The organism is Streptomyces sp. NPDC059371, from assembly GCF_042751995.1.
Lineage (GTDB): Bacteria > Actinomycetota > Actinomycetes > Streptomycetales > Streptomycetaceae > Streptomyces.
This window is the reverse complement of record NZ_JBHYXD010000020.1, coordinates 70,757-82,834: the sequence shown is the minus strand read 5'-3', so window position 1 is coordinate 82,834 and position 12,078 is coordinate 70,757. Positions and strand designations below refer to the sequence as shown.

The window sequence follows — 12,078 nt, the reverse complement described above, 5'->3', positions numbered from 1 at the left end:
CCGCCGCCGGCCCGGGCCGCCCCCGGCGGGGCCGCCCCCCCCCCCCCCCCCCGCACGCGCGCGTGGAGCGCGGTGACGTCATGGGTGCGCCGGAGGGCGCGTCAGGACGCCGGAGGTCAGTCCGTCGCCTCGGCCAGCAGCTTCTGGATCCGGCTGACGCCCTCGACGAGGTCCTCGTCGCCGAGCGCGTACGACAGCCGCAGGTAGCCCGGCGTGCCGAAGGCCTCGCCCGGGACGACCGCGACCTCGGCCTCCTCCAGGATGAGCGCGGCCAGCTCGACGGTGTCCGCGGGACGCTTGCCGCGGATCTCCTTGCCGAGGAGGCCCTTCACCGAGGGGTACGCGTAGAAGGCGCCCTCGGGCTCGGGGCAGAGCACGCCGTCGATCTCGTTCAGCATGCGCACGATGGTCTTGCGGCGGCGGTCGAAGGCCTCGCGCATCTTCGCGACGGCCGTGAGGTCGCCGGAGACGGCGGCGAGCGCGGCGACCTGGGCCACGTTCGAGACGTTCGAGGTGGCGTGCGACTGGAGGTTGGTCGCGGCCTTGATCACGTCCTTCGGGCCGATGACCCAGCCCACGCGCCAGCCGGTCATGGCGTACGTCTTGGCGACGCCGTTGACGACGATGCACTTGTCGCGCAGCTCGGGCACCACCACGGGCAGCGAGTGGAACTCCGCGTCGCCGTAGACCAGGTGCTCGTAGATCTCGTCGGTCAGGACCCACAGGCCCTTCTCGGCGGCCCAGCGGCCGATCTCCTCGATCTGCTCGCGGGTGTAGACCGCGCCCGTCGGGTTGGACGGGGAGACGAAGAGCAGCACCTTGGTGTTCTCGGTGCGGGCGGCCTCGAGCTGCTCGACCGAGACGCGGTAACCGGTGGTCTCGTCGGCGACGACGTCGACCGGGACACCGCCGGCGAGACGGATGGACTCCGGGTAGGTCGTCCAGTACGGCGCGGGGACGATGACCTCGTCGCCCGGGTCGAGGATCGCGGCGAAGGCCTCGTAGATGGCCTGCTTGCCGCCGTTGGTGACCAGGACCTGGGCGGCCTCCACCTCGAAGCCGGAGTCGCGCAGGGTCTTCGCGGCGATCGCGGCCTTCAGCTCGGGAAGCCCGCCTGCCGGCGTGTAGCGGTGGTACTTGGGGTTCGAGCAGGCCTCGATGGCGGCCTGGACGATGTAGTCCGGGGTCGGGAAGTCGGGCTCACCGGCGCCGAAGCCGATCACCGGACGTCCGGCGGCCTTGAGTGCCTTGGCCTTGGCGTCCACGGCGAGGGTGGCGGATTCGGAGATCGCGCCGACTCGGGCGGAGACCCGGCGCTCGGTGGGAGGGGTTGCAGGGCTCATGACCCCATCGTTTCAGACCGGAATCACCCCCGGCACACGGGTTTCACGGACTGAACAAGGACAGAACATCCGTCCGGATCCGCGTGCTCCACCAGTGGATCTTCAACGCGGCGGGCCCGTACCGACACTTTCTGTTCGACGCCCGGCTCCGGACCACGTACACTCTCACCTCGTTGGCCTTCACCGGCCGCGCTCAACCGGTGCACACCGAGCACCCGGTCGAATGCGGTACGTTGGGGGAAATCAAAGGGTCGTAGCTCAATTGGTAGAGCACTGGTCTCCAAAACCAGCGGTTGGGGGTTCAAGTCCCTCCGGCCCTGCTACACACTCCTTTCGCGGATGTGTGCGCATGTACGTACCGCAATGCACCGCCGTGCGGCTCAACCGGGCGCGGCACGGTCACGACCCGGGAATCAGGTGAGGACGAGTGACGGACGCCGTGGGCTCCATCGACATGCCTGATGCCGAGGCGCCGGAGTCCAAGAAGAAGGCCCGCAAGGGCGGTAAGCGTGCCAAGAAGGGCCCGCTGAAGCGCCTTGCCACCTTCTACCGCCAGATCGTCGCGGAACTCCGGAAGGTTGTCTGGCCGACTCGCAATCAGCTGACGACTTACACCACAGTGGTGATTGTGTTCGTCGTCATCATGATCGGCCTGGTCACCGTGATTGACTATGGGCTCAACCACGCCGCCAAGTACGTCTTCGGCTGAGCCGAGAGCGAAGGGCGCCGTCACCGGCGCCCCTTTCGCGCGTTCCACCCCCATGTAACCAGGAAGAAGCAGCCACCGTGTCTGACCCGAACCTGAACGATTCCTCCGAGTCGGTCGAGTCCGTAGACGACGAGCTCGAGATCGTCGAGGGAGCGGACGTCGTGGACGAGTTCGAGGCTGCCGATGCCGCCGCCGGCGAGAGCGCCGAGGACGCGGCCCTGCACGTCGAGGACGAGTCCGGTGAGGACGTCGAGGACGCCACGGACGAGTCCGTCGAGGACGAGGACGAGGACGCGTCCGAAGAGGCCGAGCCCGAAGTCGAGGCCGAGCCCGTCGACCCCGTGACCGCCCTGCGCGAGGAACTGCGCCTGCTCCCCGGCGAGTGGTACGTCATCCACACGTACGCCGGTTACGAGAACCGCGTGAAGACCAACCTCGAGCAGCGTGCCGTCTCGCTGAACGTCGAGGACTTCATCTTCCAGGCCGAGGTGCCGCAGGAAGAGGTCGCGCAGATCAAGAACGGCGAGCGCAAGACGATCAAGCAGAACAAGCTCCCGGGCTACGTCCTGGTCCGTATGGACCTGACGAACGAGTCCTGGGGCGTCGTCCGCAACACTCCCGGCGTCACCGGCTTCGTGGGCAACGCCTACGACCCGTACCCGCTGACCCTGGACGAGATCGTCAAGATGCTCGCCCCGGAGGCCGAGGAGAAGGCCGCCCGCGAGGCCGCAGAGGCCGAGGGCAAGCCCGCTCCGCAGCGCAAGGTCGAGGTCCAGGTGCTGGACTTCGAGGTCGGCGACTCGGTCACCGTCACCGACGGTCCGTTCGCCACGCTGCAGGCCACGATCAACGAGATCAACGCCGACTCGAAGAAGGTCAAGGGCCTCGTCGAGATCTTCGGCCGCGAGACCCCGGTCGAGCTCTCCTTCGACCAGATCCAGAAGAACTAGCTCCTTCTGGACGTACGTCTTCCGAACAGGTCAGACGGGCTCTCGCAGCCGGTCTGACCTGCTCGGTTTTTAGCCGCGCATGGATACCCGTTATCGTTGTGCGGTATGCCTCCATCCGGATCTTTGGTCCGACTGGGGGCAGCCGTCCGGGGCGACTCGGACGTAGGTAGGCGAAAACGAAAGAGGACCCGGAATGCCTCCCAAGAAGAAGAAGGTCACGGGGCTCATCAAGCTCCAGATCAACGCCGGTGCGGCGAACCCGGCCCCGCCGGTCGGCCCCGCGCTCGGTCAGCACGGCGTCAACATCATGGAGTTCTGCAAGGCCTACAACGCCGCGACCGAGTCGCAGCGTGGCTGGGTGATCCCGGTGGAGATCACGGTCTACGAAGACCGCTCCTTCACCTTCGTCACCAAGACTCCGCCGGCCGCCAAGATGATCCTCAAGGCCGCGGGTGTCGAGAAGGGCTCCGGCGAGCCGCACAAGACCAAGGTCGCCAAGATCAGCCAGGCGCAGGTCCGTGAGATCGCCACGACCAAGATGCCCGACCTCAACGCCAACGACCTGGACGCCGCGTCGAAGATCATCGCCGGCACCGCCCGTTCCATGGGCATCACGGTCGAGGGCTGACACCCACCTTCGTAGGAACCTGCGGCTCCGGCCGCACGTGGCAGGGCCTGCTCGGCCCACACCACGACTCCTCAGAACACATCAGGAGCAGTAGTGAGCAAGCGCAGCAAGTCTCTCCGCGCTGCGGACGCCAAGATCGACCGGGCGAAGCTGTACGCCCCGCTCGAGGCCGTCCGTCTCGCCAAGGAGACCTCCACGAGCAAGTACGACGGCACCGTCGAGGTCGCCTTCCGCCTGGGTGTCGACCCGCGCAAGGCCGACCAGATGGTCCGTGGCACCGTGAACCTGCCGCACGGCACCGGCAAGACCGCCCGGGTCCTGGTCTTCGCGACCGGTGACCGTGCTGCGGCCGCGGAGGCCGCCGGAGCCGACATCGTCGGCTCCGACGAACTGATCGACGAGGTCGCGAAGGGCCGTCTGGACTTCGACGCCGTCGTCGCCACCCCGGACCTCATGGGCAAGGTCGGCCGCCTCGGCCGCGTGCTCGGTCCCCGTGGTCTCATGCCGAACCCCAAGACCGGCACCGTGACCCCCGACGTCGCCAAGGCTGTCACCGAGATCAAGGGTGGCAAGATCGAGTTCCGCGTCGACAAGCACTCGAACCTGCACTTCATCATCGGCAAGGTGTCCTTCGACGACACCCAGCTGGTGGAGAACTACGGTGCGGCCCTCGACGAGATCCTTCGTCTGAAGCCGTCGGCCGCCAAGGGTCGCTACATCAAGAAGGCCGCGTTCAGCTCGACGATCGGCCCCGGCGTCCCCGTCGACCCCAACCGCACCCGCAACCTCCTCGTCGAGGAGGACCCGGCCGCCGTCTGAGCCCTTCGCTCACCCCGGTGACCGCGTCGCGCACGCGTATCTGAACGGGCCCCGCAACCTTTCGAGGTGCGGGGCCCGTCCTCATGTGCGGAAGTCTTTCCGGCCGTCGCGGGGCGAGCTGCCCCCGGAGGAATCCGGATACGAGTGTCAGTGGGCTGCGCTAGCGTGCGGTTCACAGAGTTCGCATAGGGGTGGGGACGAATGAAGAGCACCATGGTCCGCCGTGTGAGTGTCTCGATCGTGCTGACGACGGCGCTGGCGGGGGTGGCGGCCTGCAACTCCTCCGACTCCTCCGGGAGTTCGGGCAAGGGCGACAAGGCCGGCCACAAGAGCGCCACGCGTGTCAGTCCCGTCGCGGCCCTGCGCTCCGCGGAGAGGTCCACCGACGGCGCGGACTCCGCGAGGATCGAGTCCACGACGACCCTGGGCACGCTGATGTCCATGAAGTCGGGCGGCGTCATGGCCTGGGGCGACGGCTTCACCGGCGACATGACGATCACGTACACCGGCGGCACGATGGCCGACACGATGCGCCAGATGGGCAGCGACTCCATGGAGGCCCGCTATCTGTCCGACGCCTACTACGCGAAGATGGGCGACGCCTACGCCCGGCAGGTGGGCGGCACGCACTGGATCCGGTACGGGTACGACGACCTGGCGAAGCTCGGGGGCGGCTCCGGCGCGCTCCTGAAGGACCAGATGCAGAACAGCTCGCCGAACCAGTCGGTGAAGCTCCTGCTGGCCTCCGGCGACGTGAAGAAGGTCGGCGAGGAGACGGTCCGCGGCAAGAGGACCACGCACTACGCGGGCACGGTGGACGTCAGCGACCTCGCGGCCCGGAGCTCCCACCTCACCGCGAGCCAGCTCTCCGACATGAAGAAGCAGTTCAACCAGGCCGGCATCACCACCGAGGACGTCGACATCTGGGTCGACGCCGAGGACCTGCTCGTCAAGGCCGTCTCCAAGGCCGCGATGGCGAGCGGCACGATGTCCTCCACGACGTACTACAGCGACTACGGCGTGAAGGTCTCCGCCGTCGCGCCCCCGGCCGGTGACACCACCGACTTCAAGGACATCCTGAAGAAGCAGGGCCTGACGCCCGGCAGCGGTGACACCGCGAGCGGCTCGGGTACCGACTCCCCCTCCTGAGCCCGGAGTCGCCCGAAACTCAGGTGATCATCCGAACGGGTCTGGGCTACGCTCGCGCCGGATCTGTGAATCATGCATCTGTTCCTTGGGGGGAACCTTGAAGCTTTCTGTGAGCACTTCGGCAGGGCGCCGGGCGACCGGCGCGGCCCTCGCGGCGCTGGTCCTCGGCGGGGGAGCGGTGGGCTGTTCGAAGGGTGGCGCTGAGGAGTCGCCCGCGCTGACGCCCGCCGCGGCCGTGGCGAAGGCGGCGAAGAAGACCGACGACATCACCTCGCTCCGCTACCGGATGACCGGCAAGGTTCCGGGGGAGGGCCGCGTCAGCGGTGAGGCGGCGATGAGTATGAAGCCGCTGGCCATGAGCATGAAGATGACCGCCGAGGACCAGGCCACCGACGGCCCGGTCGAGATCCGGCTCGTGAACAACGCGATGTACATCGGCGGGGGCGCCCAGGCCGCCAAGGAGATGGACGGCAAGAGCTGGATCAAGTTCGACATGTCCGCCCTGGGCGCCGACAAGGAACTGAACGCGAGCCAGCTCGGCGGCGGACAGGCCGACAAGAACCCCGCCGCCGAGTCCACCCTCCTCACCGGCTCCAAGGACGTGAAGAAGGTCGGGACCGAGACCGTCGAGGGCGTGAAGACCACGCACTACAAGGGGACGGTCCCCCTGGACGCGTTCCGCAAGTCGCTCAAGAGCCAGGACAAGGCCACGCGCGAGAAGCGGGAGAAGGCCCTCGACCAGTACACCAAGATGGGCATCGACGCGATCACGATGGACATGTGGATCGACGGCGACGACCACACCAAGCAGTTCCGTATGCGGGGGACCGCCGACAAGGGTCCGCTCGACATGACCATCACCTTCCTGGACTACAACAAGCCCGTGACCGTGACCGCTCCGCCGGCCAAGGACACCGTCGACCTCGCCGAGATGATGAAGGGCGCCCAGGAGGGCTGATCCCCGCCGCCGGGTCCGCCGGACGCGGCCGGTGACGGCCGCGAAACGCGGCCGGCGGCCGGGCCGTTCGGCCGGATTTGCTTGACGGCGTCCCCTTCACGTACGCTCCTCGAGAAGCCAAAGACCGCTGGTCGTTGCCACGTGCTCGTAAGAGGACGGGGTGACCGAAGGATCCGCACTGCGGACGACCCGTGCAGGTGACCGTGGATGTGTTCCCGGAGTTCGTACGCCCAGCGTGCGGAGTAATCCGGTCGAGCTACGCCCCGTGCGCCTGCGCCGGGGCGTTTTTGTTGTTCGGATCCTTCTGAGCGGTCCTCATCACCCGGAAGGAGGCCGACGCTCTATGGCAAGGCCCGACAAGGCTGCCGCGGTAGCCGAGCTCGCGGACCAGTTCCGCAGCTCGAACGCCGCCGTGCTGACCGAGTACCGGGGTCTCACCGTGGCGCAGCTCAAGACGCTGCGCCGTTCGCTCGGTGAAGACGCCCAGTACGCCGTGGTGAAGAACACGCTGACCAAGATTGCGGCCAACGAGGCCGGGATCTCTTCGCTCGACGACCTGTTCAACGGTCCGACGGCGGTCGCCTTCATCACCGGTGACCCGGTGACGTCGGCGAAGGGTCTTCGTGACTTCGCCAAGGACAACCCGAACCTCGTCATCAAGGGCGGTGTCCTTGACGGCAAGGCGCTGTCCGCCGACGAGATCAAGAAGCTTGCGGACCTCGAGTCCCGCGAGGTTCTGCTCGCCAAGCTGGCGGGTGCCTTCAAGGGCAAGCAGACGCAGACTGCTCGTCTCTTCCAGGCGCTCCCCTCGAAGTTCGTCCGCACCGCGGAGGCGCTTCGTGTCAAGCAGGCCGAGCAGGGCGGTGCCGAGTAATTCGGCTCGCGCATTGACCGCCGCCTGAGGCGACGGTCGTAGCGGGCCGAACGTACGCCCGCCTCACCAGTACATCCCGGCACCTGCCGAATTAGTGGAAGGACGCCATCATGGCGAAGCTGTCCCAGGAAGAGCTGCTCGCGCAGTTCGAGAACCTCACCCTCATCGAGCTCTCCGAGTTCGTGAAGGCCTTCGAGGAGAAGTTCGACGTCACCGCCGCCGCCGCGGTCGCCGCTGCCCCGGTCGGCCCCGTCGCCGTTGAGGCCGTCGAGGAGCAGGACGAGTTCGACGTCATCCTCACGGGTGCCGGCGAGAAGAAGATCCAGGTCATCAAGGTCGTGCGTGAGCTCACCTCGCTGGGCCTGAAGGAGGCCAAGGACCTCGTCGACGGCGCTCCGAAGCCCGTCCTCGAGAAGGTCGCCAAGGAGGCCGCCGAGAAGGCTGCCGAGTCCCTCAAGGGCGCCGGCGCCTCCGTCGAGGTCAAGTAACTCGACGAGTCCCCCGAGGACTCCTGTGAAGCTGTCACAGCCGCTCTCGTAGCGCTGTAACGCTGACGCACTGAAGAGCGATCACCCAACTGGGTGGTCGCTCTTCGGCGTTCCAGGGGGTCCCTGAAGCGGCAGCCTTGCGCTGGAGGCCGCGACGAGTATGGTGATCTTCGTTGTGCCTCCGACCACCTGTGACAGGCAGAGGGACGGGTTGCAAGACGGGCCGCACGTGACGATCGCGGCACTTGCTTTGGGCATGGGGGGCCTTGACGAACCGCACGCAGCGCGCAATTCTCAGGACGCGTCGTCACAACGATCCGTATCCGAGGCATGGATCGCTGACGAAGAGGGCAGTATCGATGTGCATTGAGGGCGTGGCTTGCACCAGGTGTTGAGAACAGTGGGAGTCTCAAGAAACTGGGACTGGACATCAGTGGGCCTAGTGGCTACACTGACCCTTTGCGCTGCCTGTTAGCTGCCTCCTGCCCGTCACCAGGGGCATGCCCGTGTTTGAACATCGACTGTTGGACCATCTCTGACCTGGCCGTTATCCGGCCGGATCGGGAACGGTCCGAGGCTTTGTCCGACATGGGACCGGTACGCGCGTAGTGAGTCCGAGCCCTCGGAAGGACCCCCTCTTGGCCGCCTCGCGCACTGCCTCGACCGCGAATACGAACAACGGCGCCAGCACCGCCCCGCTGCGCATCTCCTTTGCAAAGATCAAGGAGCCCCTCGAGGTTCCGAACCTTCTTGCGCTGCAAACCGAGAGCTTCGACTGGCTGCTCGGCAACGACGCGTGGAAGGCTCGTGTCGAGGCGGCTCTGGACAGCGGACAGGACGTCCCCACCAAGTCAGGTCTGGAGGAGATCTTCGAGGAGATCTCCCCGATCGAGGACTTCAGTGGGTCGATGTCCCTGACGTTCCGGGACCACCGCTTCGAGCCCCCGAAGAACTCTATCGACGAGTGCAAGGACCGCGACTTCACGTACGCGGCCCCGCTCTTCGTCACCGCCGAGTTCACCAACAACGAGACCGGCGAGATCAAGTCCCAGACGGTCTTCATGGGCGACTTCCCGCTCATGACCAACAAGGGCACCTTCGTCATCAACGGCACCGAGCGTGTCGTCGTGTCGCAGCTGGTCCGCTCGCCGGGTGTCTACTTCGACTCCTCCATCGACAAGACGTCCGACAAGGACATCTTCTCCGCCAAGGTCATCCCCTCCCGGGGTGCCTGGCTGGAGATGGAGATCGACAAGCGCGACATGGTCGGTGTCCGCATCGACCGCAAGCGCAAGCAGTCCGTCACCGTTCTCCTGAAGGCTCTCGGCTGGACCACCGAGCAGATCCTCGAGGAGTTCGGCGAGTACGAGTCCATGCGCGCCACCCTGGAGAAGGACCACACCCAGGGCCAGGACGACGCGCTGCTGGACATCTACCGCAAGCTGCGTCCGGGCGAACCGCCGACCCGTGAGGCCGCCCAGACGCTTCTTGAGAACCTCTACTTCAACTCGAAGCGGTACGACCTCGCGAAGGTCGGCCGCTACAAGGTGAACAAGAAGCTGGGCGGCGAAGCGCCGCTGGACGCCGGGGTCCTGACCGTCGAGGACATCCTCTCGTCGATCAAGTACCTGGTGAAGCTGCACGCCGGTGAGACCGAGACCGTTGGCAACAACGGCACCTCGATCGTCGTCGAGACCGACGACATCGACCACTTCGGCAACCGTCGTCTGCGCAACGTCGGCGAGCTCATCCAGAACCAGGTCCGCACGGGTCTGGCTCGTATGGAGCGCGTCGTCCGCGAGCGCATGACGACTCAGGACGTCGAGGCGATCACGCCGCAGACCCTGATCAACATCCGGCCGGTCGTCGCCTCCATCAAGGAGTTCTTCGGCACCAGCCAGCTGTCGCAGTTCATGGACCAGAACAACCCGCTGTCGGGTCTCACCCACAAGCGCCGTCTGTCGGCGCTTGGCCCGGGTGGTCTCTCCCGTGAGCGGGCCGGCTTCGAGGTCCGTGACGTGCACCCGTCGCACTACGGCCGCATGTGCCCGATCGAGACCCCTGAAGGCCCGAACATCGGCCTGATCGGCTCGCTCGCCTCCTACGGCCGGGTCAACGCGTTCGGTTTCGTCGAGACCCCGTACCGCAGGGTCACGGGCGGCTTCGTCACCGACGAGGTCGACTACCTGACGGCCGACGAAGAGGACCGATTCGTCATCGCGCAGGCCAACGCGCCGCTGACGGAAGAGTTCCGCTTCGAGGAGTCCCGCGTCCTGGTCCGCCGTCGTGGCGGAGAGGTCGACTACGTCCCCGGTGACGACGTCGACTACATGGACGTCTCCCCGCGCCAGATGGTGTCGGTCGCGACCGCGATGATCCCGTTCCTGGAGCACGACGACGCCAACCGTGCCCTCATGGGCGCGAACATGATGCGTCAGGCCGTTCCGCTCATCAAGTCCGAGGCGCCGCTGGTCGGCACCGGCATGGAGTACCGCTGCGCGGTCGACGCCGGTGACGTCCTGAAGTCGGAGAAGGACGGTGTGGTCCAGGAGGTCTCCGCGGACTACATCACCACCGCCAACGACGACGGCACGTACACCACGTACCGCCTGCACAAGTTCTCCCGGTCGAACCAGGGCACCTCCGTCAACCAGAAGGTTGTCGTGGACGAGGGCGCCCGCGTGATCGAGGGCCAGGTCCTGGCCGACGGTCCCGCGACCGAGGACGGCGAGATGGCCCTCGGCAAGAACCTGCTCGTGGCGTTCATGCCGTGGGAGGGTCACAACTACGAGGACGCGATCATCCTGTCGCAGCGCCTCGTGCAGGACGACGTCCTCTCCTCGATCCACATCGAGGAGCACGAGGTCGACGCCCGTGACACCAAGCTCGGCCCCGAGGAGATCACCCGGGACATCCCGAACGTCTCCGAGGAGGTCCTCGCCGACCTCGACGAGCGCGGCATCATCCGTATCGGTGCCGAGGTCGTCGCCGGCGACATCCTCGTCGGCAAGGTCACGCCCAAGGGCGAGACCGAGCTGACGCCGGAGGAGCGCCTGCTGCGCGCGATCTTCGGTGAGAAGGCGCGTGAGGTCCGTGACACCTCGCTGAAGGTCCCGCACGGCGAGATCGGCAAGGTCATCGGCGTCCGTGTCTTCGACCGCGAAGAGGGCGACGAGCTGCCGCCGGGCGTGAACCAGCTGGTTCGTGTCTACGTGGCGCAGAAGCGCAAGATCACGGACGGTGACAAGCTCGCCGGCCGTCACGGCAACAAGGGTGTCATCTCGAAGATCCTGCCGATCGAGGACATGCCGTTCCTGGAGGACGGCACCCCGGTCGACATCATCCTCAACCCGCTCGGTGTCCCGTCCCGAATGAACCCGGGACAGGTCCTGGAGATCCACCTCGGCTGGCTCGCCAGCCGCGGCTGGGACGTCTCCGGTCTCGCGGACGACTGGGCCCAGCGCCTGCAGGCCATCGGGGCCGACAAGGTCGCCCCGGGCACCAACGTCGCCACCCCCGTCTTCGACGGTGCGCGTGAGGACGAGCTCGCGGGTCTCTTCGAGCACACCCTGCCCAACCGCGACGGTGACCGTCTGGTCCTCCCGTCCGGCAAGGCGAGGCTGTTCGACGGCCGCTCCGGTGAGCCGTTCCCGGACCCGGTCTCGATCGGGTACATGTACATCCTCAAGCTCCACCACCTGGTCGACGACAAGCTGCACGCCCGCTCGACCGGTCCGTACTCGATGATCACCCAGCAGCCGCTGGGTGGTAAGGCTCAGTTCGGTGGCCAGCGCTTCGGTGAGATGGAGGTGTGGGCGCTGGAGGCGTACGGCGCCGCTTACGCCCTCCAGGAGCTGCTGACGATCAAGTCCGACGACGTGACCGGCCGCGTGAAGGTCTACGAGGCCATCGTCAAGGGCGAGAACATCCCCGAGCCCGGCATCCCCGAGTCCTTCAAGGTGCTCATCAAGGAGATGCAGTCCCTGTGCCTCAACGTGGAGGTGCTGTCCTCGGACGGCATGTCCATCGAGATGCGCGACACCGACGAGGACGTCTTCCGCGCAGCGGAGGAGCTCGGCATCGACCTGTCCCGGCGCGAGCCGAGCAGCGTCGAAGAGGTCTGACGGGAGTCCGGCCGGGCCTTGGCCACCTGTGGAAAA

10 protein-coding genes and 1 tRNA gene are annotated in these 12,078 nt (G+C 66.7%); 10 read left to right on the top strand and 1 reads right to left on the bottom strand.

Going from position 1 to position 12,078, the window contains the following annotated elements:
* Nucleotides 1-116 precede the first annotated feature (116 nt).
* Nucleotides 117-1,343, bottom strand: coding sequence for a pyridoxal phosphate-dependent aminotransferase (locus tag ACFXGX_RS14645; protein ID WP_384789867.1), 1,227 nt, complete (start codon nucleotides 1,341-1,343; stop codon nucleotides 117-119).
* A 247-nt stretch (nucleotides 1,344-1,590) separates the two neighbouring features.
* On the opposite strand from ACFXGX_RS14645, the gene ACFXGX_RS14640 reads away from it, so the two are divergent.
* From ACFXGX_RS14640 to rpoB, 10 genes are all read left to right on the top strand, one after another.
* Nucleotides 1,591-1,663 (top strand) — tRNA-Trp (locus tag ACFXGX_RS14640).
* Nucleotides 1,664-1,770: 107 nt separating this feature from the next.
* On the top strand, nucleotides 1,771-2,052 hold the full coding sequence (gene secE, locus ACFXGX_RS14635; RefSeq protein WP_153289137.1) for a preprotein translocase subunit SecE: 282 nt from the start codon (nucleotides 1,771-1,773) through the stop codon (nucleotides 2,050-2,052).
* 77 nt (nucleotides 2,053-2,129) lie between these two features.
* Nucleotides 2,130-3,002 carry a transcription termination/antitermination protein NusG gene (gene nusG / locus ACFXGX_RS14630; RefSeq protein WP_384789864.1) on the top strand — a complete coding sequence of 291 codons (873 nt, stop codon included), beginning with the start codon at nucleotides 2,130-2,132 and terminating at the stop codon, nucleotides 3,000-3,002.
* A gap of 193 nt (nucleotides 3,003-3,195) precedes the next feature.
* Nucleotides 3,196-3,630, top strand: coding sequence for a 50S ribosomal protein L11 (gene rplK, locus ACFXGX_RS14625; protein ID WP_355882089.1), 435 nt, complete (start codon nucleotides 3,196-3,198; stop codon nucleotides 3,628-3,630).
* 93 nt (nucleotides 3,631-3,723) lie between these two features.
* Nucleotides 3,724-4,449: a 50S ribosomal protein L1 gene (gene rplA, locus ACFXGX_RS14620; RefSeq protein WP_355987555.1), complete on the top strand. Its 726-nt coding sequence runs from the start codon at nucleotides 3,724-3,726 to the stop codon at nucleotides 4,447-4,449.
* Between the two features lie 201 nt (nucleotides 4,450-4,650).
* On the top strand, nucleotides 4,651-5,598 hold the full coding sequence (locus tag ACFXGX_RS14615) for a hypothetical protein (RefSeq protein WP_384789859.1): 948 nt from the start codon (nucleotides 4,651-4,653) through the stop codon (nucleotides 5,596-5,598).
* Nucleotides 5,599-5,707: 109 nt separating this feature from the next.
* Nucleotides 5,708-6,556: an LppX_LprAFG lipoprotein gene (locus tag ACFXGX_RS14610; RefSeq protein ID WP_384789856.1), complete on the top strand. Its 849-nt coding sequence runs from the start codon at nucleotides 5,708-5,710 to the stop codon at nucleotides 6,554-6,556.
* A gap of 343 nt (nucleotides 6,557-6,899) precedes the next feature.
* Nucleotides 6,900-7,430: a 50S ribosomal protein L10 gene (gene rplJ / locus ACFXGX_RS14605; RefSeq protein ID WP_261705305.1), complete on the top strand. Its 531-nt coding sequence runs from the start codon at nucleotides 6,900-6,902 to the stop codon at nucleotides 7,428-7,430.
* 110 nt (nucleotides 7,431-7,540) lie between these two features.
* On the top strand, nucleotides 7,541-7,918 hold the full coding sequence (gene rplL / locus ACFXGX_RS14600; RefSeq protein WP_365870887.1) for a 50S ribosomal protein L7/L12: 378 nt from the start codon (nucleotides 7,541-7,543) through the stop codon (nucleotides 7,916-7,918).
* Nucleotides 7,919-8,556: 638 nt separating this feature from the next.
* Entirely contained in the window at nucleotides 8,557-12,042 is a 3,486-nt protein-coding gene (gene rpoB / locus ACFXGX_RS14595) for a DNA-directed RNA polymerase subunit beta (RefSeq protein WP_351126483.1), read from the top strand.
* Nucleotides 12,043-12,078 lie beyond the last annotated feature (36 nt).